The sequence below is a fragment of the Pseudenemella bisphenolivorans genome (genome assembly GCF_051133435.1).
GTDB lineage: Bacteria > Actinomycetota > Actinomycetes > Propionibacteriales > Propionibacteriaceae > JAAYAO01.
Genome location: NZ_JBPGNY010000003.1, coordinates 61,419 through 84,065, shown reverse-complemented (window position 1 = coordinate 84,065; position 22,647 = coordinate 61,419). Strand labels below are relative to the sequence as shown.

Below are 22,647 nucleotides of genomic sequence, written 5' to 3'. Positions count from 1 at the left end.
GTCAGCCTAGGTACCGGCGGGCGCAAAGCGTCCGGAAAAACACCAAGTGGCCGATACCGGAGCGGTGATCGGCCACCCGAGTGTACGGTCGGTCAACTTTCGTTGATCGTTCAGTCCTCGTCGACGATGTCGCAGAGCACCGCGCCACTGCTGACGGTGGCGCCGACCTCGGCGTTCAGCCCGGTGATCACACCGGAGCGGTGCGCGTTGAGCGGCTGTTCCATCTTCATCGCCTCGATCACCACGATCAGGTCACCCTCGCTGACGGTGGCGCCCTCTTCGACGTTCACCTTCACCACGGTGCCCTGCATCGGAGAGGTCAGCGAGTTGCCGGAGGCCTCCTTGACCTGGGTGGAGGCCGACTTGCGCTTGGCCGGCTTACGGCTCTTCACCGCGGCCTGACCACTCAGCGAACCGAGGCTGGCGGGCAGCTTGACCTCTACCCGTTTGCCGTTCACCTCGACCACGACGCTGTGCTTCTCCTCGGCCTCGGGCGCCTCGCCCGGGGTGCCGCCGTAGGGCTCGATGGTGTTGTCGAACTCGGTTTCGATCCACCGGGTGTGCACGGTGAAGTCACCGTTGTCGGCGGTGAAGGCCGGATCGTTCAGCACGGCCTGGTGGAAGGGGATGACCGTCGGCATACCCTCGATCACCGTCTCGGCCAGCGCCCGGCGCGACCGCGCCAAAGCCTGCTCGCGGGTGGCGCCGGTGACGATGAACTTCGCGACCAGGGAGTCGAAGCTGCCCGGCACGGTGGTGCCGGCCAGGTAGCCCTCGTCCACCCGGACGCCGGGGCCGCCGGGGGCGCGCCACGCGGTCAGGGTGCCGGGGGCCGGCATGAAGTTGCGGCCGGCGTCCTCGGCGTTGATCCGGAACTCGATCGAGTGGCCGGTGATCTCGGGATCGTCGTAGCCGAGCTCTTCGCCGTTGGCGATCCGGAACATCTCGCGCACCAGGTCCAGACCGGTGACCTCTTCGGAGACCGGGTGCTCGACCTGCAGGCGGGTGTTCACCTCGAGGAACGAAATGGTGCCGTCCTGGCCGACCAGGAACTCACAGGTGCCCGCGCCGACGTAACCGGCCTCCTTCAGAATCGCCTTGGACGAGGAGTACAGCCGTTCGAGCTGTTCCTCGCTCAGGAAGGGGGCCGGAGCCTCTTCGACCAGCTTCTGGTGGCGACGCTGCAGCGAGCAGTCGCGGGTGGAGACCACGACCACATTGCCGTGCTTGTCGGCCAGGCACTGGGTCTCGACGTGGCGCGGCTTGTCGAGGTAGCGCTCGACGAAGCACTCACCGCGACCGAAAGCGCCGACGGCCTCGCGGACGGCCGAATCGAACATGTCGGCGACCTCGTCCAACTCGCGGGCCACCTTCAGGCCGCGGCCACCGCCACCGAAGGCAGCCTTGATCGCGATCGGCAGGCCGTGCTCCTTGGCGAAGGCGACCACCTCGTCGGCGTCGGCCACCGGGTCGGGGGTGCCGGGCACCAGCGGGGCGCCCACCTTCTGGGCGATATGACGGGCGGCGACCTTGTCACCGAGTTGTTCGATCGCGTGCGGGGGCGGGCCGATCCAGATCAGGCCGGCTTCCTCCACTGCGCGAGCGAAGTCGGCGTTCTCGGCCAGGAAGCCGTAACCGGGGTGGATCGCGTCGGCGCCACTGCGCTCGGCCACGTCCAGGATCTTGGCGATGTCGAGGTAGCTGTCCGCCGGAGTGGACCCACCCAGGGAGTACGCCTCGTCGGCCAACTGCACGAACAGGGCGTCGGCATCGGGCTCGGCGTATACCGCAACACTGCCCAGGCCGGCATCGGCTGCCGCTCGGATGACTCGGACGGCAATCTCGCCGCGGTTGGCGATGAGCACCTTGCTGATGGCCACGGGGTCCCTCCTGCGTTCGACTCTGAAACACTTTCGCGAGCTCAATGTTGGAGTCTAGACCCCTCAGCGGGTGTCGTGTGCGCGGCACCGGAGCTTGGTCACCCGGGCTCCGGCGGCGTCCGACAGGCGGTCGATCAGAAGGGCAACCGGCGGAAAATCGCCTGCGGCACGTGCCGCAGCACCAGCATCACCAACTGGAACAGCTTCGGCGCCCAGACCACCTGTTTGCCCTGGCGGGCCGCGGCCACGGCCTGTTCGGCCACCTGATCGGCGGTCACCGACAAGGGCGCGGGCTTCATCCCGGCGGTCATTTTGGTCTTCACGAATCCCGGACGCACCACCGTGACACCCACTCCGCTGCCGCGCAGGGCCTCGGCCAGGCCGAAGAAGAAACCGTCCATGCCGGCCTTGGTGGAGCCGTAGACGAAGTTCGAGCGGCGGATCCGGGTACCGGCCACCGACGACAGGGCGATGATCGACCCGTGACCCTGGGCACGCAACAGCCGGGCCACCAGCACGCCCAGGTGCACCGGTGCGGTGTAGTTGACGTCGGCCATCTCCAGGGCGTGGTCGGCGTCGGTCCAGGCTCGTTCGGCCTCCCCGAGCACCCCGAAGGCGAACACGACGACGTCCACATCACCGGCGGCGAAGGCCTCGTCGACGGTGGCGGCGTGGGAGTCTGGGTTGCGGGCCTCCAGATCGAGTTGCTCCACCGTCAGGCCGAGGTCGGCCAGCTCGCGGGCGGCGGTCTCGCGCCGCGGGCCCGGCCGGGCGGCCAGAATCACCCGGCGCAGGTTGCCCTCGGCGCGGTAGCGGCGGGCGATCGCCAGGGCGATGTCGGAGGTGCCGCCGAGCAGCAGCAGGGTCTGGGGGGCGCCGAAGGCGTCGTTCATGAGGTACTCCTACAGGTCGAGGCGGCGGGACTGGTCGGAGACGAACACCCGGTTCGGGTCGACCCGGTCGCGGACGGCGGTGAAGTCGGCCAGCCGCGGGTACATCCGGCGCAGCGCGTCGGGGGAGACCCGGGAATCCTTGGCCAGGTAGGTGCGCCCGCCGGCCGAGAGCACGAGTTCGTCGAGCCGCCGACACAGATCGGCCAGACCCTCGCGAATCGGGAAGTCGACGGTCAGGGTCCAGCCGGGCATCGGGAAGGACAACATGCCGGGGTTGGCCGGGCCGAACCGTTTCAGCACGTTCAGTGCCGAGACATGCCCCGAATGCACGATTGTCTCCACCGCCCGGCGGAAGACCGCATCGGCGTTGAACGGCACCGCGAACTGGTACTGCAGAAATCCGGCCGGTCCGTACACCCGGTTCCAGTCGGCCAGGATGTCGAGCGGATGGAAGAACTGGGTGATGTTCTGGATCTCACCCACCGCATGCTTGGGTGCCTTGCGGAACCAGAACTCGCTGAAGGCCCGGGCGGTGACCCGGTTCAGCAGGCCGTTGGGGAACAGGTCGGGGATGGTGCCGAAGCTGGGGGCCACGAACTTCAATGGGTCGCGGCGCAGCGCGGGCGGAAGTTCGTCCACCGAGGCCTTGTTGCCGCGGGTCAGCACCGCCCGGCCGAGATGTTTGCCGCGGGTGACCGCGTCGAACCAGGCCACCGAGTAGGTGTAGTTGTCGTCCCCGTCGGTCATCCGGGCCATCAGGTCGTCCAGATCGTGGGTGCGGTCGGTGTCGACGGCGAAGAAGGCGGTCTCGACCCGCTGCACCTCGACGGTGGCGCGCACCACCACCCCGGTCAGGCCCATCCCGCCGATCGTGGCCCAGAACAGGTCGGGATCGTTCTCGGGGCCGACGGTGCGCACCTTCCCGTCGGCGGTGACCAGATCCAGCGACCGGACGTGGTTGCCGAAGGAGCCCTGGGTGTGGTGGTTCTTGCCGTGCACATCGGCGCCGATCGCGCCGCCGATCGTCACCTGACGGGTACCGGGCAGCACCGGCACCCACAGCCGGTGGTGCAACAGTTCCTTCATCAACTGATCCAGGCTGACCCCGGCCTCCACGGTGACCGTGGGCGGTTCGGCCTCGGCGTCGATGTGCAGGATCCGGTTCAGCCGGGTCAGGTCGAGCACCAGGCCGCCGGCATTCTGGGCCGGGTCACCGTAGGACCGGCCCAGGCCGCGGGCGATGATCCCGCGCGGGGTGCCGGCGGTGACGTGGGCCAGCACATCATCGACGCTGCTCGGGGTGTGCACCACCGCCGGGGACGGGTTGGTGCGTCCCCAGCCGTGCAGCCTCCTCGGCCCGGTCGCGGGGTTGGTCGTCGTCGCGTTGCTCGTCGGGTTGTTCACAGCATCACCGCCACCACAATCAGAATCAGCCAGATGCCACCCAGCACCTGAAGAACACGATCTCGCATCACGATGTCCTCGGGTTCACCGGCCGCCCCGGTGTCGATGCGCATCGCGTACTGCAGCATCGCCAAGGTGAACGGGGCGATCGAGATCGCGGTCCACTGGATACCGGCCGGGCCGTCGCCGCGGTGCTCGAAGGCCCACAGCGAGTACGACATCACCACGCACACCCCGGCCAGGGTCCAGGCGAAGCGCAGGTAGGAATCGGAGTACCGGGCCAATGATTTGCGGGTACCGGCCTCGGCGCCCAGGGCCACGTACTCGGAGTACCGCTTGCCGGCCACCATGAACAACGACCCGAAGGAGGCCACCAGCAAGAACCACTGGCTCAGTTCCAGTCCGGTGGCCACGCCACCGGCGATCGCGCGCAGCAGGAAACCCGAGGACACGATGGCCAGGTCGATGATCGGCTGATGCTTCAACAGCATCGAGTAGACGATCTGCAACACCAGATAGGCCACCAGGGTCAACGCGAGCAGCGGGCTGATCAGCCACCCCACCGCGATGGCCACCACGGCGGTGAGCACGGCCAGCACCCAGGCGGTCGGAATCGACAGTTCTCCGGCGGCGATCGGACGGAAGCGCTTGCTCGGATGCAGCCGGTCCTCGGCGACATCGTGGATGTCGTTGATCAGGTAGATCGCCGAGGAAATCAGGGCGAACACCACGAAGGCCACCGCGCTGCGCCAGGCGACCCCCGGGTCCAGGATCGCGCCGGCGGCCAGGGGTGCGGAGAAGACCAGAATGTTCTTGGTCCACTGCTTGGGGCGCATCGCGCGCAGCCACGCCGGCAGAAAGGTCCGGGGACGATCGAGCTCGTCAGCGGTCCGTGGCGCGGGGTTGCTCGTCATTGGGACAAGGTTACCGCAGCTACAGTGGGGCGGGTGCGCAGCCGAACCCGTCCCCTGATCGCGCTCGTCGCGACCCTGGCGGTGCTCACCGGCTGCTCGTCGGTACCCGATTACGATCCGCCGCCCACCCCCGCCCCGGTCACCGCCTCGGTGCCCTCGGACGGGATGACCCTGCGCGAGTTGGGGGCCGAGTACGGCCCGGTGGATGCGGTGGTGGTGCCACGGGAACACCGGCTGCAATTGCTGATCTCCCAGATCAACCTGGTGAACGTCGTCTTCGATGCCCCCGACGCCGACGAACTGGCTGCCTGGTTCCGCCGCGAACTGCCCCGGGCCGGCTGGACGATCACCGACGACGCCGGGGGAGCGCTGCTGTTCACCGGCCACGGTTGGGAAGGTGCCTTCACCCCGATGGGCGACGGTTCCCCCGGCGGCGCCTTCAGCCTGCGCAAACAGGGGCAGTAGCTCGACTCAGCCTTGGACGCTGCTGCAACCGGCCTGATTATCGCCCTTCGGCGCTGGATACGGTTTCCCGGCGCGAAATCGGGCATGTTGCAGCAGCGGACCCGGATGACGGGGCAAGCGGTCCAACGCCTCATCGCTCGATGAAGGGCGGCGGAACACCCGGCTCGGCGCCGTCCAGGACGAGCTCGGCCATCCGCGCCTCCAAATACCGGTTGTCCCACCACAACAACTGCAGTTGTTTCGCGCGGCGTGAGTACAACTGGATGTCCATGTCGACGGTGAACCCCATCCCGCCGAAGATCTGGTGGGCCGAGGCCGCGACGTCGCGGAAGACCCGGCCGCAGTGCTGCTTGGCCATCGTCGCGAGCAGGCGGCTGTCACCGTCCTGATCACGGGCCCAGGCGGCCTCACGGGCGAGGGTTTCGGCACCCTCCACCGCCACCAGGTCATCGGCCAGCCGATGGGCGATGGCTTGGAAGGCGCCCAGTGGTTGGCCGAACTGCTCCCGGGTCTTGGCGTACTCGGTCGCCATCTCCAGGGCTCGCCGGGCACCACCGGCGGCATAACAGGCCAGGGCCGCGGCCAGGTCGAGCATCGCTTCGTCCAACGCCGACCAGCCCGCCCCCGGCTCACCCAACCGGCCACGAGCCGGAATCGTGGCGTCGAAGGTCACGGTGTAGAGCAGCTCGCCCGACATCGTCCGATGCGCCCGGGCCTCGACCCCGGGCCCGGCCGCAACGAGATACAGCTCCACCGCGCCGGTCTCGCTGTCACGGGCCGGGACGAGAAACACCGCGGCGTCCTCGGCGTGGGGGACGAAGTGTTTGTCACCGCGCAACCGGATCTCGGCACCGGTGGCTTCGGCACTGACCGTGATCTCGTCGGGGTGGTAGCCGCCGGTCGGCTCCAGCCATGCCATCGTCGCCAGGGCGGTGCCGGCGGCGAGCTGCGGTAGCCATTCGGCGCGCTGCTCGTCATCACCCAACCGGCTGAGCAGTCCGCCGCACAGCACCGAGGAGATCAACGGGGTGAGCGGGGCTGCGGCCCGTCCGAGCTCTTCGGCGACCACCGCCAGATCGGTCAGCCCCGCACCCTCGCCGCCGTACCGGCTCGGGATCGTGATACCGGCCAGACCCGAGGAGGTGAAGTGCTTCCACAGGGACTCGGGGAAGACCCCGGGCCGGTCTTCGAGGGACCGGATCCGGTCGCGGTCGAAGTGCGTGGTGCACATCTCGCGGACGAGTTGGGCGATGGCCTGTTGGTCATCGGTCAAAGACAGATCCATGGCGGTGTCCTTCGGCAGGAGGGGAGGCGGACGGTCAGCCCTTGGGCAGCTGCAACGCACGGCGGGCCAGGATGTTCTTCTGGATCTCCGAGGCGCCGCCACCGATGGTGGTCAGGACCCCGTTCTTGTAGGCCTTCTCCCAGTAGCCGTTGTCGATCGCCCCGGGTTCGCCGGTGGGCAGCAGAGCGGCCGGGCCGATCACGTCCACGATCCAGTAGGACAACCGTTGCTCGAGTTGGGTCAGCACCAGCTTGCAGACCGATGCCTCGGTGGTCGGCACCTCACCCTGCAGCGCCTTGTGCACCACCCGCAGGGTCATCAGCCGGGCGACCTCGAGTTCGGTGGTGAACCTGACCAGGCCCCGGCGCACTTCGGGATCGTCCTTGGGCAGGGTGCCGTTCGGGGTCGGGGTGCGTGACCATGCCACGGCCTTGTTCAACTGCACTTCGAGACGTCCGACGGTGTAGATCGTGAACCGCTCGTAGTCGAGTGCCTCGCAGACATAGGTCCAGCCCTTGTCGACCTCGCCCACGATGTACTCGTCGGCGACGAAGACATCGTCGAAGAACACCTCGTTGGTGCGCTCCCCGGAGATGGTCGGCTGCGGCAGGACGGTCAACCCCGGGTCGGTCAGGTCGACCAGGAACAGGGTGATGCCCTGATGCTTCGGCGCCTCGGGGTTGGTGCGGGCGGCCACCCAGTACCAGTCGGCGAAGTGGGCCGAGGTGCTGAACCGCTTCTGGCCGTTGAGCTTCCAGCCACCCTCGACCCGGGTGGCACGCAGCTTCAGCGAGGCCAGGTCGGAGCCGGCCTCGGGCTCGGAGTAGCCCAGGGCGAAGTCGATCTCACCGGTGAGGATCTGGGGCAGGAACTTCTCCTTGAGAAAGTCGCTGCCGTGCCGGATCAGGGTTTTGCCGATGATGCCGACGCCCTTGCCGATCAGTGGGCACCCTGACTGCGAGAGGCGCTCGTTGAGGATGTACTCGTACAGCCCGACGTGCTCGCGGCCGCCGTACTCTGCCGGCCAGGTCAGGCCCAACCAGCCCTGCTCGGCCAGTCGGCGCATGAAGGCCTTGCGTTCGGGGGTGTCGGCCAGGCCGGTGGAGGTGACCCGATCGCGGCCATGGACCGCATCGGCGTCGGGACGGTTGTTCTCCTCCTCGAGGAAGGCAACCACCCGGGCGTCGAAGGCCTTTTCGTCGGCGGTGAAGGTGAAATCCATCGGGTCTCCTTGCTCGGCGGGGGTGTCGAAGGTGCCCGTCAGGTGCTCGCGGCATAGCGACGCCGCAGCTCGTCCTTGAGGATCTTGCCCGTGGTGTTGTGCGGGAACTCGTCGATGAGTTCCACCTGCTCGGGGAACTTCTGGCTCATCAGACCGGACTCGCGGCAGTGCTCGACGATGTCGGCCAACGACAGATCCGCCCGATCGGTGCGCACCACCGCGCAGACCCGCTCACCCCGCTCCGGGTCGGGCAGGCCGATCACCGCCACCTCGGCGATATCGGGGTGGGTGCCCAGCACCCGCTCGAGTTCGGGGGCGCTGATGTTCTCGCCCTTGCGGATGATGATGTCCTTGCTGCGGCCGGTGATGAACAGGTAGCCCTCTTCGTCGAAGTGGCCGATATCGCCGGTCTTGAACCAGCCCTCCTCGTCCCACGGCTGGGCCGATTCGTCCAGATAGCCCTGACAGACCGACGCTCCCCGGATCCGGATATCGCCGTCGACCCCGGTCGGCACCGGCCCCGATGCGTCGACGATCCGCACCTCGACGCTGGGCAGCGGCTTGCCCACCGAATGGCTCAGCAGTCGGTCGTCATCGCCGGGACGATTCATCGCGACCACGCATGACTCGGTCATGCCGTAACCCTGCAGGCATCCCAGCCCGCCGATCTCGTCGCGGACCTGGGCGTGCAGAGCCGGTGGCATCGGCGCCCCGCCACCGGACATCAACCGCAGTTTCGGCAGAATCGGCACGTCCGGTTGTTTGCGCTGCAGGTCGAGGTAGGCGGCATAGAAGACCGGCCCACCACCGGCCAGGGTGACGTCGTTGCGGCGGAAGATCTCGGCGGTGCGTTCCGGCTGGAACATCTCGTCGATCACCAGGGTGTGCCCGATGGACAGTGCGGCCGCCAGGTTGTGCACCCCACCGATGTGGCTGATCGGGAAGGCGATGCCGTTGCGGTCGTCGCTGCGCACGCCCTGCACCTCGGACGCCGCCGTCGCGGCGGCCATGATCGAACGGTCACTGTGCAACACCCCCTTGGGCTCGGAGGTGGTGCCCGAGGTCGGGAAGATCCAGCGGCTCTCGGTGCCGGACGACGGTGGCGCCGGCAAATCTGCGGGATCGCCGGAGGGCAGGCTGCGGTCGCAGAACTCGACGACGATCCCGGGCACCTGATCGCTCACCTCGCGGGCCAGGGCCCGGTAATCGGTCTTGCGCCACGAACTGGGCAGGCACCAGAAGCCGACCTCGGCCCGCCGGAGCAACGGCACGATCTCGGCCGTGCGCAGCATCGGCATCAGCGCCAGGGAGCGGGCACCGAGTCTGGCCAGGGCAGCCATCAGCACGTAGGTCTCGATCCACGTCGGCAGTTGCCAGGCCACGGTGTCTCGCGCGGTAACCCGGGGGTGCAGGCCCGCGGCGGCCACCTCGGCCGCCTGCCGGAACTGGTCGAAGGTGAGGGTGCGGCCCGATTCGTCGATCAGCATCGGGGCATCGGGAGTGGCGGCGGCGCGGGCCTCGATCAGGGCCCACAACGTGGGTGCTTCCAGCGCGCTCGTCGGCGCATGTCCAGCCGCTTGCGGTTGCATCGCATTCCTCCCGTGGCCACCGGCTCGGTGGCGAGTTCCGGCTCACGACCCGCGTCCTTGCCGGTGTGTCTCCACCGGCTTGTTGCGCAAGTCACATCGGCACTATACGATACACGGCGTAGCGAATCAATATTCGCTCCACTCCTGCTCGGTCCGGAACCGGCAGAAGGGGCCAGGAGTGCGGCCGGACACGGTGCTCGAACCGGGCGAAGGACACGACATGACGACTCTCGATGCAGCGACCGCGGCGCCGATCTACGACCCCTATTGGCCCGAGGCGATGTTCGACCCGCGGGAGTTGTACGCCACGATGCACGAGCAGGGTCCGGTGCATTACCTGCCCGAGTACGACGCCTGGGCGGTGTCGGGCTTCGAGGCCCTTTGGCAGATCGCCCGGGACACCAAGAACTTCCACTTCACCAGCGGGGCGCCACCGAACTGCGGATTGCTCCGCGAACCGGCCGGTGCCAGCTTCGTGCACCTGCCCAATGCCGCTTACCGTCCGCGCCGTCAGGTCTTGGCACCGGCCTACCGCAAGAGCAGCGCCGACGTCGACGAGCCGTACATCAGGCAGGTGGCCGGCTCGGTGCTGGCGTCGGTGCTCGCCCGCGGCGACGGCCGGATGGACGTCTTCGCCGACTACACCAGCCGGGTGACCTCACGCATCGCCGGCTACAAGGTGGGGCTACCGGACGAGGACGCCGAGTACGTCCGGGGCCTGTGCGATGTGAACCTGGCGCGCACCCCCGGGCAGAAGGGCTCGACCCCGCAGAACCTGGCCGGGGTCGGTGAAGCACACCGGTATCTGCACGATCTGGTCACCAGGGCCCGGCGCGATCCCGCACAAGCACGTGGCGACCTGGCCGCACTGCTGGAAGCCCGCATCGACGGGGAACCGTTGACCGACGAGCAGATCGTCGCGGACCTGATCGCGATCATGATCACCGGTTCGGAGACCACCGAAATCGGCGCCGCGGCCACCATCTACTACCTGGCCGAGCATCCGGAGCAACTGGCCGAGGTGCAGGCCGACCACTCGCTGATCCCGGCCGCCTTCCTGGAGACGCTCCGCTACGACCACCCGACCGACCTGCTGCTGCGGGAGGTGCTGCAGGAGGTCGAGGTGGCCGGCGTGACCATGAAGCCCGGCCAGCCGGTGATCATGATGTGGGGCGCGGCGAACCGTGATCCGGCCGAGTTCCCCAACCCGGACGTCTACGACATCCACCGCAGGTACAAGCGACATCTGCTCTTCGGCAGCGGCCAACACAAGTGCCTCGGGGAGTTCCTGGCACTGCGGATGGGGGCGGTCATTCTGGAGGAGTTCTTCACCGCGATCGCCGACTACACCGTCGATGTCGCCAACTGCACCCGCAAGAGCGCCGAGTTCGTCAAGGGCTTCAACTCCGTCCCGATCACCTATGCGCTGACAGCCACGGCCCGCCGGGCCGTCCGAATGTGAAGGAATACATGTCCGAAGCCTTTGTCATCGATGCCGTGCGCAGCCCGCTCGCGCGTCGCAAGGGAGACCTGGCCGACGTCCATGCCGCCGACCTGGCCGCGCATGTCCTGCGTGCCCTGGTGGAGCGGGCCGGGATCGACCCGGCTGCGGTCGATCACGTGATCCTGGGGTGCCTCAACCAACTGGGCTCCCAGTCGGGCAACATCGCCCGCACCTCCTGGCTCGCCGCCGGGCTGCCCGAGGAGGTGCCGGGGGTGACCATCGATCAGCAGTGCGGTTCGGGCCAGCAGGCCGTCCAGTTCGCCGCCCAGGCGGTGATGTCGGGCACCGCTGACCTGATGGTGGCCGGTGGGGTGCAGAAAATGAGCACCGTACCGCTCGGTTCCTCGGGTCGGGTCGGCGTGGAACTGGGCTACGGACACCCCTTCCGCGATTCGGTCGGATTCCGGGACCGATACGGGGACGTCGAACGCACCCAGTTCGCCGCCGCCGACCGGATCGCCGAACGCTGGAAGATCTCCCGCGAAGAGATGGAGGCCTTCGCCCTGGAGAGCCATCGGCGTGCGGTGGCGGCCCGCGACGGTGGCAGATTCGACCGCGAGATCGTCCCGATCGGTGCGGCATCGCGGGACTCCGGCCCCCGGGCCGACACCACTGCGGAGAAGATGGCCGAACTCGACCCGGTGGCCGAAGGTGGCCGGATCACCGCCGCCTTGTCCAGCCAGATCAGTGACGGCTCGGCCGCGGTGCTGATCGCCTCCGAACGGGCGGTCAAGGAACACGGGCTGCGTCCCCGGGCCAGGATCCACCACATCTCCGCCCGCGGCGATGACCCGATGCTGATGCTGACCGCGCCGATCTCGGCTACCCGCAGGGCACTCGGACGGGCCCGGATGTCGCTGGACGACATCGACCTGATCGAGAACAACGAGGCCTTCGCCTCGGTGGTGCTGGCCTGGATCAAGGAACTCGACGCCGACCCGGCCAAGCTCAACGTCAACGGGGGCGCGATCGCGCTGGGTCACCCCACCGGCGCCACCGGGGCCCGCCTGCTCACCACCTTGCTGCACGAACTCGAACGCACCGGGGGCCGGTACGGCTTGCAGACGATGTGCGAGGGCGGCGGCCTGGCCAACGTGACCATCATCGAACGTCTGGGCTGAGGCCCCGTACGGAAAGGCAATCCCATGGGTGAGTTTCTGGAAGGCAAGGTCGTCGCCGTCACCGGTGCCGGTCAGGGCATCGGACGGGCGATCGCTCTGGCCTGTGCCGAACACGGCGCCAAGGTGGTCGTGAACGACTACGGCGTGGAGGTCGACGGCTCCAATCCGACCAGCGAGCGGGCCGAGGCCGTGGTCGAGGAGATCCGGGTCGCCGGTGGCACCGCGGTGGGTGTGGCCGACTCGGTGGCGACGATGTCCGGCGGGGAACGGATCGTGCAGACCGCGGTCGACGAATACGGCGGTATCGACGGGGTGGTCTGTGTCGCCGGGATTCTGCGCGAACGGATGTTGTTCAACCTCACCGAGGAGGACTGGGATGCGGTGCTGGATGTGCACCTGAAGGGCACCTTCACCGTCTTCCGGGCCGCCGCCCGGGTGATGCGTCAGCAACGCCGCGGCCGGCTGATCGGCTTCACCTCCGGGGCGCACACCGGCAGTGTCAGTCAGGCCAACTACAGCGCCGCCAAGGGCGGGATCATCTCGCTGGTGCGCAGTGCGGCGCTGGGCCTGCACAAGTACGGGGTGACTGCCAATGCGATCGCACCGGTGGCCCGCACTCGGATGCTCGCCTCGGTGCCGTTCTCGGTCGGCGATGTGGGGGAGGCCGAGAGCATCGCGCCGATGGCGGTCTACCTGCTGTCGGACCGGGCCGCCGACATCACCGGGCAGGTCTACACCGTGGCCGGCTCGAAGCTCGCCCTGTGGCAGCAGCCCCGCGAGATCCGAGCCGTGTACGCCGACGACGGGTGGACCCCCGATCGGATCGCGGAGACCCTGCCCTCAACCCTGGGTCAGGATCGGATGCCGTCGCTGGACCGGCTGGTGGAGCGGGCCGAGGCCGCGAAGAACCAGGAGCGCCCCAACCAGGGCTGAGCGACTCGCTAACCCCTTCCTGCAACCGGTACTCGTTCCTGCGTCACGTACTGAGCCACGCAGGAACGAGTACCGGTTGCATGTGCGAAGAAACCTCCGAAATCAGGCTGGGTTGGCGGCGCGCAACTCGTGCCAGCCGATGTCCCATCCGGCCAGGATGCGGCGCACCAGGGGCAGGCTGAGGCCGACGACATTGTGGAAGTCGCCCTCGATCCGATCGATGAACGGGCCGCCCAGCCCGTCGACGGTGAAGCCGCCGGCCACCTGCAAGGGCTCGCCGGTGGCGATGTAGGCCTCGATCTCGGCATCGGACAGATCGGCATGCCACACCCGGGTACCGGCCACCTCGGTGACGGCCCGCTGTATCCGGCCGTCCGCGCCCAGCAGCACCAGACGGTGGCCGGTGTGCAGCACACCGTCGCGGCCGCGCATCTGCTCCCAGCGGCTGCGGGCGATCTCGGCGGTGCCGGGTTTACCCATCGGGCGGCCGTCGAACTCCAGTACCGAGTCGGCCCCGATCACCAACAGCCCGGCCTCGGCAATGCGGGCGCCGGAGATCAGCTCGGCCGACACCCGTTGCGCGACCGCATCACCCTTGAGCTCGGCCAACACCCCCGCCAGATCGGCGGGGGAGGGCGCATCGACATCGTCCTCGTCCACCCCGGAGACCAGCACCTCCGAGTGCACCCCGGCCGACCGCAGGGTCGCCAACCGGGCCGGGGAGGCCGAGCCCAGAATCACCCGCACGAGTCAGGTGCGGTAGTGCTGCCAGGCGTCGCGGCCCGGGTACACCGGCTGGCGCAGGGTGCGCCAGTAGGAGCGCCACCCGCCCATGTACGGAACATTGTCCGGGGGCGGCGGCACCGGGGAGGTCACCACGGTGAGCACACTGACCAGCGCGGCCAATTCCTCCGCGGTCGGGTTGCCACCGACCACCTCGAACTTCGCGCCCGGATCGGCTGCGGTTTCGTCGCTCACGTTTCTCCTCCTTGGCCGCCGGAACCGATCACAACGGAATGTTGCCGTGCTTCTTCGGGGGCAGGGCCTCCCGCTTGGTGCGCAGCAACCGCAGTACCCGGATGATCTCCTTGCGGGTCGCGTGCGGGTGAATCACCTGGTCGATGTAGCCACGCTCGGAGGCGACATAGGGGTTCGCCAACTCGTCGTCGTACTGCTGAATCAACTCCGCGCGCAGGGCATCGGGGTCTTCGGCGGCGGCGAGCTGCTTCTTGTACAGAATGTTCACCGCACCCTGGGCACCCATCACCGCGATCTGGGCGGTCGGCCAGGCGAAGTTCACATCGGCACCGAGGTGCTTCGAACCCATCACGTCGTAGGCGCCACCGTAGGCCTTGCGGGTGATCACGGTGACCAGCGGCACGGTCGCCTCGGCGTAGGCGTAAATCAGCTTCGCGCCGCGACGAATGATGCCGTTCCATTCCTGATCGGTGCCGGGCAGGAAGCCGGGGACGTCGACGAAGGTCAGCACCGGAATGTTGAAGCAGTCGCAGGTCCGGACGAAGCGGGCCGCCTTCTCGGAGGCGTCGATGTCCAGGGTGCCGGCGAAGTTGGTCGGCTGGTTCGCGACGATACCGACCGAACGGCCCTCGATCCGGCCGAAGCCGCAGACGATGTTCGGGGCGAACAGTTCATGCACCTCGAGGAAGTCACCGTCGTCGAGCACGTGCTCGAGGATGAACTTCATGTCGTAGGGCTGGTTCGGCGAATCCGGAATCACCGTGTCGAGTTCGCGGTCGAAGTCGGTGATGGTCAGATCGACCTCACCGTCGTCGAACACCGGCGGATCCTCGAGGTTGTTCTGCGGCAGGAAGCTCAGCAGCTCCCGCACATAACCGAGGGCATCCTCCTCGTCGGCGGCCAAGTAGTGGGCGTTGCCCGACTTGGTGTTGTGGGTGCGGCCACCACCCAGTTCTTCCATCGTCACGTCCTCACCGGTGACGGTCTTGATCACGTCAGGGCCGGTGATGAACATCTGGGAGGTCTGGTCGACCATCACGATGAAGTCGGTCAGTGCCGGGGAGTACACGTGCCCGCCGGCCGCGGCACCCATGATCAGCGAGATCTGTGGGATCACGCCGGAGGCCAGGGTGTTGCGGCGGAAGATCTCGCCGTACAGACCCAGGGAGACCACGCCCTCCTGGATTCGGGCGCCGCCGCCCTCGTTGATGCCGATCAGGGGGCATCCGGTCTTGATCGCGAAGTCGATGATCTTGACGATCTTCTCGCCGTAGACCTGGCCCAGGGCACCACCGAAGATGGTCACGTCCTGGCTGAAAACACAGACCGGGCGACCATCGATCGCGCCGACACCGATGATCACACCGTCGCCGTAGGGGCGCTTCGCCTCCATGCCGAAGGCGGTGGAACGGTGCCGGCTGAACTCGTCGAGCTCGGCGAAGGTGCCCTCGTCGAGCAGGGCGTGCACCCGCTCACGAGCCGTCAGCTTGCCCCGGGCATGCTGCTTTTCGACTGCTGCTTTCGAGCCGGCATGGATGGCCTCGTCGATGCGGCGATCCAGGTCGGCAATTTTTCCCGCCGTGGTACGGATGTCGATGTCCATGAACGCACACTATCCCGCGAAGCGCGTGGCTGGTGGCCCGGTCTAAGGTTCGGGCATGCCCCAGCGAGACCCGATTGACCGTGCCGAACTACGCCGTTCGTTGTCCGCCCACGGGTGGCGGGCCGAGCACATCGAGGTGGTCGCCGAGACCGGTTCGACCAACGCGGACCTGATCGCCGCGGCCCGCGACGGCGCCGAGGCCTGGACGGTGCTGATCGCCTCCCACCAAACTGCCGGACGCGGAAGATTCCGGCGCAGTTGGGCCAGCCCGGCCGGGTCGTCGGCCTCGATCTCGGTGCTGCTGCGGCCCGAGCGGTCGATGCAGAACTGGCCCTGGCTCTCCCTGCTCACCGGGGTGGCCCTGGCCGAGGCCTTCGTCGCGGTGGGGGTCGACGCCGCGGTCAAATGGCCCAACGACGTGCTCGCCCCCGGCGGCAAACTGTGCGGGATTCTCGCCGAACGGGTCGAAACACCCGAGGGCCCGGCGGTGGTGGTCGGCTTCGGGATCAACCTGTCGATGACGGCCGAGGAGCTGCCGGTACCCACCGCGACCTCCTTGCTGCTCGAGGGGGTCACCTGTGACCCGACCGAACTGGTGGCCGATGTGCTCGCCCGCTGGCGCGAGCTGGCCCTGGCCTGGGCCGCCGAGGATGATGACGCGCTACATCGCCGATACCTGGCGATCTCGGGCACGATCGGTCGCCGGATCCGGCTGCTGTTGGACGAGACCGGTGACGAGGTGGTGCAGGGCACCGCGGTGGGGGTCGACCGCACCGGACGGATCCTGGTCGACGTGGCCGGGGATGTGCAGGCCTATGCCGCCGGAGACGTGGTGCATCTGCGCTGAGAGCGGGGTGCCGATCCCACCGCTGCCAGGTGCCGCAAGGTTGGTGCAACCGTTATCGAACTGAGCGGGACCAGCCCTTTTGAGTAAAGGTTCTCTGCCCTAGCGTCGCGGTGACTACAGACATGTGCGATCAAGGGAGATCACATGAAGCTCCACAAGCTCAAATGGGCCGCGGCAGCCACCTCGGTGCTGTTGCTGTTCGCCGCCTGCGCCGACGGGGGTAACCGGGCCGGCGAGGGTGGCAACGATGGCGGCGGTGGTGGTGAGAAGCAGGAGATCACCGAAGGCATCATCAACCGCAATGAGGATCCGGGCGACCCGGCCTCCGGGGGCACGGTCACCTTCGCCTCCTACACCGAACCGCGGTTGCTCGACCCGGCGATGACCCAGGCCACCGGGTCGACCGGCGGCACCGAGATGATCGCGATCTACGACACCCTGCTGCGCTACGACTGGGAGAAACAGGAACTCGCACCGCAACTCGCCGAGGGCTTCGAGGTCAACGACGACAGCACCGAGTTCACCCTGACCCTGCGCGAAGGGGTGACCTTCAGCGACGGTGAGAAGCTGGACGCCGCCGCAGTGAAGGCGAGCATGGAGCGCTATGCCAAGAGTCAGCGAGCTCCCGACGGTCGGCTCTGGAATGCCAACGTCGCCTCGGTCGAGGCCCCCGATGAGCGCACCGTGGTGATCAAGCTCCGGGAGCCCTACGCGACCTTCGGCAATCTGCTGGCCAGCGGCCCGGGCATGATCGTCTCGCCCAAGGCCGGCGACGGGGAGAATTTCCGTCCGATCGGGGCGGGCCCCTTCATCGTCGAAACCCTGAAGCCCCGCGAGGCCACCGAGATGAAGGCCAACCCCGACTACTGGGACGGCAAGCCGAACCTCGACAAGCTGCGATTCGCCTACCTGGGCACCCCGCAGGCCGGGGTGGACGCACTGTTGTCCGGTGACGTGGACGCCGCCCTGTTGCGCGAGCCGAATCGGGTCGACGCCGCCCTCAAGGACAAGCGTGAGGCCTACATCAACTACGTCTCGGCATCGAACGTGCTGATGTTCAGCACCGTCGAGGGACGCCCCGGACAGGACCCGCGGGTGCGCAAGGCGATCGCCCTGGCCGTGGACGAGAAGGTCGCCTACCAGCGGGCCTTCGAGGGTGAGTACTTGTCCTCCAAGGTGCTGTTCACCGAGGACTCGCGCTGGCACAGCGACGCCAGCGTCGGCCACGAGACGGACGCGGAGAAGGCCAAGGAACTGCTCGAGCAGGCCAAGGCCGACGGCTTCGACGGCAAGATCCGGTTCCTCGGCACCACCGAGCCGATCGCCATGGTCGTCAAGGCGCAGTTGGAGTCCATCGGGTTCACCGTGGACGTCACGATTCAGCGCAATGTCACCGACGTGATCACCCTGGTGATGACCGGCGACTACGACATCGCCGCCTGGGCGATCAACATCCGCGAGTTCGACCCGTACCCGAAGCTCGCCTCCACCCTGCACTCCGAGGGGTCGTCGGTCTACGGCATGTACACCGACGAGGAGGGCGACAAGCTGATCGACGAGCTCAAGGGTGCCGACCCCGACCGGGCCAAGGAAGTGATGGCCGAGATCGAGAAGCGCTACTACGAGCAGGTGCCGTTCCTCAGCCTCGGCCCCTACACCGAGGCAACCGCTTGGAACAGCAATGTGCACGGGGTGGAGGGCACCGCCAACTCGATGGTGAGCTTCGCCAAGGCGTGGGTCAAGAACTGAGAAAGGACCGTCCATGGCGTTGAACATCGCCGACCTGATCGAACACGCCATCGACGTGGTACCCGAGCGCACCGCCCTGATCGACGAGCGGCGGTCGCTCGGGTACGCCGAGCTGGAAGCGGAGGCGAATCGGCTCGCGCACTGGTTCGCCGCTCAGGACATCGAGACCGGTGACCACGTGGGCATTCTGTGTGCCAACTCGGTCGACCATGTGGTCGCCCTGGTGGCCCTGCTCAAGATCCGTGCGGTGCCGATCAACCTCAATTACCGCTACACCGCCGGTGAACTGGAGTATGTGGTGCGCGATGCCGAGCTGGTGGGCATCGTCTTCGAGGAACGCCTCGGTTCGCTGGTCGAAGAGGTGGTCACCGACCGGGTTGCGGTACGGCTACGGCTGCCGAACGCCCTGCCCGACGATGCCCCGTCCAAGCCGGTGGGCACCTCCCTGGCCGAGGCTCTCGAGGGGCAGTCGGCCGAGCGGGACTTCGGGGAACGCTCGCCCGATGATCACTACATCATCTTCACCGGCGGCACCACCGGCTACCCGAAGGGCGTCGTGTGGCGGCACGAGGACATCTGGCGCACCCTGGGCGGCGGCATCGATTACCGCACCCACGAGTACCAGGACGAGTACGCCCAGTCGAAGAAGGCCGCGGCCGGCGGCATGGTCGCCTTTCCGCTCAGCCCGATGATGCACGGGGCTGGGGTGTGGTCGACCATGTCGCACCTGTTCGTCGGTGACACCACCGTGCTGCGGGCCCGATTCGACCCCGATCAGACCTGGCGGGCGGTCGCCGAACATGGCGTGCAGGGCTTGTTCGTCACCGGTGATGCGATGGCCCGTCCGCTGATCGAGGTCTACGAGGCCGGCGATTACGACGCGTCCAGCCTGGTGGCGGTGGCCTCGAGTGCGGCCATGTTCAGCCACGCGGTGAAGCAACGCTGGATGGCGGCCTTCCCCAAGGCCTTCTTCAGCGATGCCTTCGGCTCCACCGAATCGGGTCTGCTGGCCAGCGGGGCCCAAACTCCCGAAGGTGCGGGCGGGCCGACCGGACGGCTCGGACCCGAGACGGTGATCTTCGACGAGAGCCTGAACCTGATCGACCCGGACACCTCGGTGGGTGAGATCGGCATCATGGGCCGGCGCTGCCACGTCCCGCTGGGGTATTGGAAGGATCCGGCCAAATCGGCGGGCACCTTCTTCGAACGGGACGGGGAACGTTATGTGGTCGCCGGTGACTACGTGCGGATCGAGGCCGACCGGCACCTGACCTTGTTGGGACGCGGTTCGGGCACGATCAACACCGGCGGCGAGAAGGTCTTTCCCGAGGAGGTCGAGGGAGCCCTCAAGGCCCATCCGGCGATCTGGGACGCCCTGGTCGTGGGCATGCCCGACGAACGCTGGGGCGAGCGGGTGTCGGCCCTGGTGCAGGCCCGCGACGGCGAAACCCCGGAACTGACCGAGGTGCAGGATTTCCTGCGCAGCCGGGTCGCCGACTTCAAACTGCCCCGGATGATGCTGGTGGTCGACAAGCTGCCGCGGCATGAAACCGGCAAGGCGAACTATCCGCAGGCCCGCAAACTGCTCGCCGCCGCCGAGTAACGCGGCCCGCCTGTCCTAGCAAGGCGCTGAGCGGGGTGGCACGACCATCATGGCCGCACCACCCCGCTCAGCGCCCTCGTAGGTTCAACCGCTTCAGCGGTCGTCGCGGAAGTTGGCCTTGCGGCCCTCCTGCCGGGCCAGCGTGGCCTCCTCGAAGTTGTCGGTGAGCAGGCGCAGGTACAACTGACCGATGCCCTCGATCGGCATGTAGCTCTCCAGGGAGCCGGCCGAGATTCCGGCGTGCAGGCTGCGCTTGGTCATCTCGATGCCGGGCTGGGACAGTTCGGCGACCCGTTGCCCGATCGCGATGGCCTCGTCCAGTACCGGGTCGGCGACGCGCGATACCAGGCCGATCCGGCCGGCCTCCTCGGCGGTGACATCGCGTCCGGTGAACATCATGTCGGCGGCATGGCTGGATCCGACCGCCCGGGGCAGCAGGTAGCTCAGCCCCAGTTCGCTGGCGGTCAGCCCGTTGTTGATGCCCGCCGCCCGGAAATAGGCGTCGGAGGAGGCGATCCGGACATCGCAGGCCAGGGTGAGGCACAAGCCGCCACCGATCGCGGCCCCGTTCACCGCGGCGATCACCGGCTGGTGCAACCGGCGCAGGGTGGCGATCACGTCCTCGAGGACTTCCAGCGAGCGCAGCGCATAGGCGGGTCGGGGCAGGCCGTCGGCATGGGGTGGACGACCGGCCGACTTCTGGTCGGCGCCGGAGCTGAAGGCATTACCGGTGCCGGTCAACACGATCGCCCGCACGGTGTTGTCGCGCCCCACCTCTTCGAGGACGTTGCGCACCGGCACCATCACGTCGAAGGCCATCGCGTTCATCCGGTCGGGGCGGTTCAGCCTCACCACCGCCACCCCGGGGGCGGGGCGGTCGAGCAGCACGAAATCGGAGCCGGTCATGATGTTTGCCTTTCCAGGAGTTCTTCGGCGAGCTTCTTGGCCGAGGTGTAATCGGCCTTGCCGGTTTCGTGCCGGGGCACCTGCGCCACGGTCACCACGGTGCGCGGCACCTTGTATCCGGACAACTGACCCCGGACGTGATCACGCAGTTGCTCGTGATCGACCTCGGCCCCGGGACGGGCCTGTACCACCGCGGCCACCTGCTGGCCGAACCGGGGATCGGGCAGCCCGATCACCAGGGTGTCGAAAACGCTGGGGTGCGATTTGATGACCGCCTCGACCTCGTCGGGGTAGACCTTCTCGCCACCGGTGTTGATGCAGGCCGAACCGCGGCCCAGCAGGGTGAGGCGCCGGCCGGGCTCGATCCGCACCACATCGCCGGGTACCGCATACCGCACCCCGTCGATGGTCGGAAAGGTCGCGGCGGTCTTCTCCGGGTCACCGAAGTAGCCGACCGGGATGTGGCCGCTGGTGGCCATCCGTCCGGTGGCTCCGATCTCGGTGTCCAGGTCCATCACCCGGTTGTCGTCGTCCAGCACCAGGGTGCCGGGGCCGGCCGAGACCAGGGTGCCCTGTTCGGTCGGGTCGTCCAGCCGTACCGGCGCGTTTCCGGTCATCCCGGTCTCCGACGAGCCGATCACATCGATCAGCCGCAGCCCGGGGAAGGTGGTCAGCCAGCGTCGCTTCACCTCGGCCGACAGCACCGCCGCGCCGCTGGTGACGGTGGTGAACCCCTCGGCCTTCCAGCCGCCGCGCTCGTATTCCTCGATCAGCGGACGGGCCATCGCGTCCCCGATCAGCGACATGGTGTTCACGCCCTCGCGTTCGACGGTGCGCCAGACCTCCACCGGGTCGAACTTCGGCAGCAGTACCGAGGTGTGGCCGGTGAACAGCCGCAGCAACAGGCCCCACTGGCCGTTGGCGTGCATGATCGGCCCCAGGTGCATGGCCACCTGCGGGGTTTCCACCGCCGCCGCGGCGCGCGACTGGTCGTACTCTCCGAGCAACTCGCGGGTGACGAAATCCCGGCCTCCGCCGAGGGTGCGCCAGACATCGGCCTGCCGCCACATCACCCCCTTGGGGTAGCCGGTGGTGCCGCCGGTGTAGACGATGTAGAGGTCGTCGTCGCTGCGCTCGATCTGCGGGCGCACCGGGTTGCCCCCGGCCAGGACGTCGGCCCAGGTGGTGAACTCCCGGCTGGTCGGCGGGGCGCTGCCGTCCTCGATCACCACCACCTCGTGCAGCCGCGGGTGTCGGGTGAGGATCGGGTCGACGACCGCGGCGAAGCGTCCTTCGAGCACCAGGGCGACGATCTCGGAGTTGCCGAAGAGGTAGTCGAGTTCGGCCTCCAGGTACCGGTAGTTCACGTTGATTGGCACCACTCGGGCCTTGAAACAGCCCAGCATCGCGATCACGTGTTCGGAGGTGTTGGCCGCCATCAGTCCCACGTGTTGGCCGGGTTCGACGCCGACCTTGCGCAGGTGATCGGCGAAGCGGTTCGCCGCAGCGCCGAGTTCGGCGTAGCTGAGCCGGACGTCGCCCACGATCAGGGCGAGGCGGTCGGGCACCACATCGACGGTGTGTTCGAACAGGTCGGCGATAGTCAAGGCCATGGGGAAAAGGATTACTGCCTGCTTCGGTGCCTGTCACGCGCCCGTTTCGTCCAACGGGAGACCGGCCGGCGATTGTCCCCGGGCAAGCGATGCCGAGCGAAAGTCGGTGTCGCGGTGGCCGCTCAGTGGAGCAGACGG

19 protein-coding genes are annotated in these 22,647 nt (G+C 67.9%); 7 read left to right on the top strand and 12 right to left on the bottom strand.

What is annotated here, in order from left to right; all coding sequences use genetic code 11:
- Positions 1-110 precede the first annotated feature (110 nt).
- From ACR4XW_RS07870 to ACR4XW_RS07855, 4 genes are all read right to left on the bottom strand, one after another.
- Positions 111-1,880 carry an acetyl/propionyl/methylcrotonyl-CoA carboxylase subunit alpha gene (locus tag ACR4XW_RS07870; RefSeq protein WP_434759995.1) on the bottom strand — a complete coding sequence of 590 codons (1,770 nt, stop codon included), beginning with the start codon at positions 1,878-1,880 and terminating at the stop codon, positions 111-113.
- Positions 1,881-2,014: 134 nt separating this feature from the next.
- Positions 2,015-2,773 (bottom strand): decaprenylphospho-beta-D-erythro-pentofuranosid-2-ulose 2-reductase, encoded by a 759-nt coding sequence (dprE2, locus tag ACR4XW_RS07865; RefSeq protein WP_434759994.1) that lies wholly within the window; start codon positions 2,771-2,773, stop codon positions 2,015-2,017.
- 9 nt (positions 2,774-2,782) lie between these two features.
- Positions 2,783-4,177, bottom strand: a complete 1,395-nt coding sequence (dprE1, locus tag ACR4XW_RS07860; protein WP_434759993.1) for a decaprenylphosphoryl-beta-D-ribose oxidase — start codon at positions 4,175-4,177, stop codon at positions 2,783-2,785.
- Positions 4,174-5,091: a decaprenyl-phosphate phosphoribosyltransferase gene (locus ACR4XW_RS07855; protein WP_434759992.1), complete on the bottom strand. Its 918-nt coding sequence runs from the start codon at positions 5,089-5,091 to the stop codon at positions 4,174-4,176. Before ACR4XW_RS07855 ends, dprE1 begins: the two co-directional genes overlap by 4 nt.
- 33 nt (positions 5,092-5,124) lie before the next feature.
- Between ACR4XW_RS07855 and ACR4XW_RS07850 the strand changes: the two genes are divergently transcribed.
- Entirely contained in the window at positions 5,125-5,556 is a 432-nt protein-coding gene (locus ACR4XW_RS07850) for a hypothetical protein (protein ID WP_434759991.1), read from the top strand.
- 130 nt (positions 5,557-5,686) lie between these two features.
- Here ACR4XW_RS07850 and ACR4XW_RS07845 read toward each other — a convergent pair whose 3' ends face one another.
- Genes ACR4XW_RS07845 through ACR4XW_RS07835 form a run of 3 tightly spaced genes read right to left on the bottom strand, consistent with a single transcriptional unit; the run spans position 5,687 to position 9,652 of the window.
- Entirely contained in the window at positions 5,687-6,841 is a 1,155-nt protein-coding gene (locus ACR4XW_RS07845) for an acyl-CoA dehydrogenase family protein (RefSeq protein ID WP_434759990.1), read from the bottom strand.
- Between the two features lie 34 nt (positions 6,842-6,875).
- The gene (locus tag ACR4XW_RS07840) at positions 6,876-8,063 is read right to left on the bottom strand and encodes an acyl-CoA dehydrogenase family protein (RefSeq protein ID WP_434759989.1); all 1,188 of its coding nucleotides are present in this window, start codon (positions 8,061-8,063) and stop codon (positions 6,876-6,878) included.
- Between the two features lie 38 nt (positions 8,064-8,101).
- Positions 8,102-9,652 (bottom strand): class I adenylate-forming enzyme family protein, encoded by a 1,551-nt coding sequence (locus tag ACR4XW_RS07835; protein WP_434759988.1) that lies wholly within the window; start codon positions 9,650-9,652, stop codon positions 8,102-8,104.
- A 220-nt stretch (positions 9,653-9,872) separates the two neighbouring features.
- Here ACR4XW_RS07835 and ACR4XW_RS07830 point away from each other — a divergent pair, with 220 nt between their 5' ends.
- Genes ACR4XW_RS07830 through ACR4XW_RS07820 form a run of 3 tightly spaced genes read left to right on the top strand, consistent with a single transcriptional unit; the run spans position 9,873 to position 13,210 of the window.
- On the top strand, positions 9,873-11,114 hold the full coding sequence (locus ACR4XW_RS07830) for a cytochrome P450 (RefSeq protein WP_434759987.1): 1,242 nt from the start codon (positions 9,873-9,875) through the stop codon (positions 11,112-11,114).
- 8 nt (positions 11,115-11,122) lie between these two features.
- Positions 11,123-12,277 carry an acetyl-CoA C-acetyltransferase gene (locus ACR4XW_RS07825; RefSeq protein ID WP_434759986.1) on the top strand — a complete coding sequence of 385 codons (1,155 nt, stop codon included), beginning with the start codon at positions 11,123-11,125 and terminating at the stop codon, positions 12,275-12,277.
- Positions 12,278-12,301: 24 nt separating this feature from the next.
- Complete coding sequence (locus tag ACR4XW_RS07820) at positions 12,302-13,210, top strand: SDR family NAD(P)-dependent oxidoreductase (RefSeq protein ID WP_434759985.1); 909 nt, start codon at positions 12,302-12,304, stop codon at positions 13,208-13,210.
- 102 nt (positions 13,211-13,312) lie between these two features.
- Here ACR4XW_RS07820 and ACR4XW_RS07815 read toward each other — a convergent pair whose 3' ends face one another.
- From ACR4XW_RS07815 to ACR4XW_RS07805, 3 genes are read right to left on the bottom strand one after another with little or no spacing between them, the layout of a single operon-like run.
- Positions 13,313-13,951, bottom strand: coding sequence for a Maf family protein (locus ACR4XW_RS07815; RefSeq protein ID WP_434759984.1), 639 nt, complete (start codon positions 13,949-13,951; stop codon positions 13,313-13,315).
- Between the two features lie 9 nt (positions 13,952-13,960).
- The gene (locus ACR4XW_RS07810; RefSeq protein ID WP_434759983.1) at positions 13,961-14,188 is read right to left on the bottom strand and encodes an acyl-CoA carboxylase subunit epsilon; all 228 of its coding nucleotides are present in this window, start codon (positions 14,186-14,188) and stop codon (positions 13,961-13,963) included.
- Between the two features lie 28 nt (positions 14,189-14,216).
- Positions 14,217-15,791: an acyl-CoA carboxylase subunit beta gene (locus ACR4XW_RS07805; RefSeq protein ID WP_434759982.1), complete on the bottom strand. Its 1,575-nt coding sequence runs from the start codon at positions 15,789-15,791 to the stop codon at positions 14,217-14,219.
- A gap of 55 nt (positions 15,792-15,846) precedes the next feature.
- On the opposite strand from ACR4XW_RS07805, the gene ACR4XW_RS07800 reads away from it, so the two are divergent.
- From ACR4XW_RS07800 to ACR4XW_RS07790, 3 genes are all read left to right on the top strand, one after another.
- Positions 15,847-16,638, top strand: a complete 792-nt coding sequence (locus ACR4XW_RS07800; RefSeq protein ID WP_434759981.1) for a biotin--[acetyl-CoA-carboxylase] ligase — start codon at positions 15,847-15,849, stop codon at positions 16,636-16,638.
- Between the two features lie 144 nt (positions 16,639-16,782).
- Complete coding sequence (locus ACR4XW_RS07795; protein ID WP_434759980.1) at positions 16,783-18,387, top strand: ABC transporter substrate-binding protein; 1,605 nt, start codon at positions 16,783-16,785, stop codon at positions 18,385-18,387.
- Between the two features lie 13 nt (positions 18,388-18,400).
- Positions 18,401-19,990 carry an acyl-CoA synthetase gene (locus ACR4XW_RS07790; protein WP_434759979.1) on the top strand — a complete coding sequence of 530 codons (1,590 nt, stop codon included), beginning with the start codon at positions 18,401-18,403 and terminating at the stop codon, positions 19,988-19,990.
- A gap of 93 nt (positions 19,991-20,083) precedes the next feature.
- Here the strand turns inward: ACR4XW_RS07790 and ACR4XW_RS07785 are convergent, their stop codons facing one another.
- Positions 20,084-20,896: an enoyl-CoA hydratase gene (locus tag ACR4XW_RS07785; protein WP_434759978.1), complete on the bottom strand. Its 813-nt coding sequence runs from the start codon at positions 20,894-20,896 to the stop codon at positions 20,084-20,086.
- Complete coding sequence (locus ACR4XW_RS07780; RefSeq protein WP_434759977.1) at positions 20,893-22,509, bottom strand: acyl-CoA synthetase; 1,617 nt, start codon at positions 22,507-22,509, stop codon at positions 20,893-20,895. The genes ACR4XW_RS07785 and ACR4XW_RS07780 overlap by 4 nt, the downstream gene beginning before the upstream one ends.
- Positions 22,510-22,647 lie beyond the last annotated feature (138 nt).

Bases quoted from the DNA above. Each gene is read 5' to 3' on its own strand.
- dprE2 (WP_434759994.1), bottom strand. From the start codon at position 2,773: ATGAACGACGCCTTCGGCGCCCCCCAGACCCTGCTGCTGCTCGGCGGC.
- ACR4XW_RS07855 (WP_434759992.1), bottom strand. From the start codon at position 5,091: ATGACGAGCAACCCCGCGCCACGGACCGCTGACGAGCTCGATCGTCCC.
- ACR4XW_RS07845 (WP_434759990.1), bottom strand. From the start codon at position 6,841: ATGGATCTGTCTTTGACCGATGACCAACAGGCCATCGCCCAACTCGTC.
- ACR4XW_RS07840 (WP_434759989.1), bottom strand. From the start codon at position 8,063: ATGGATTTCACCTTCACCGCCGACGAAAAGGCCTTCGACGCCCGGGTG.
- ACR4XW_RS07835 (WP_434759988.1), bottom strand. From the start codon at position 9,652: ATGCAACCGCAAGCGGCTGGACATGCGCCGACGAGCGCGCTGGAAGCA.
- ACR4XW_RS07830 (WP_434759987.1), top strand. From the start codon at position 9,873: ATGACGACTCTCGATGCAGCGACCGCGGCGCCGATCTACGACCCCTAT.
- ACR4XW_RS07825 (WP_434759986.1), top strand. From the start codon at position 11,123: ATGTCCGAAGCCTTTGTCATCGATGCCGTGCGCAGCCCGCTCGCGCGT.
- ACR4XW_RS07820 (WP_434759985.1), top strand. From the start codon at position 12,302: ATGGGTGAGTTTCTGGAAGGCAAGGTCGTCGCCGTCACCGGTGCCGGT.
- ACR4XW_RS07805 (WP_434759982.1), bottom strand. From the start codon at position 15,791: ATGGACATCGACATCCGTACCACGGCGGGAAAAATTGCCGACCTGGAT.
- ACR4XW_RS07800 (WP_434759981.1), top strand. From the start codon at position 15,847: ATGCCCCAGCGAGACCCGATTGACCGTGCCGAACTACGCCGTTCGTTG.
- ACR4XW_RS07795 (WP_434759980.1), top strand. From the start codon at position 16,783: ATGAAGCTCCACAAGCTCAAATGGGCCGCGGCAGCCACCTCGGTGCTG.
- ACR4XW_RS07790 (WP_434759979.1), top strand. From the start codon at position 18,401: ATGGCGTTGAACATCGCCGACCTGATCGAACACGCCATCGACGTGGTA.
- ACR4XW_RS07785 (WP_434759978.1), bottom strand. From the start codon at position 20,896: ATGACCGGCTCCGATTTCGTGCTGCTCGACCGCCCCGCCCCCGGGGTG.
- ACR4XW_RS07780 (WP_434759977.1), bottom strand. From the start codon at position 22,509: ATGGCCTTGACTATCGCCGACCTGTTCGAACACACCGTCGATGTGGTG.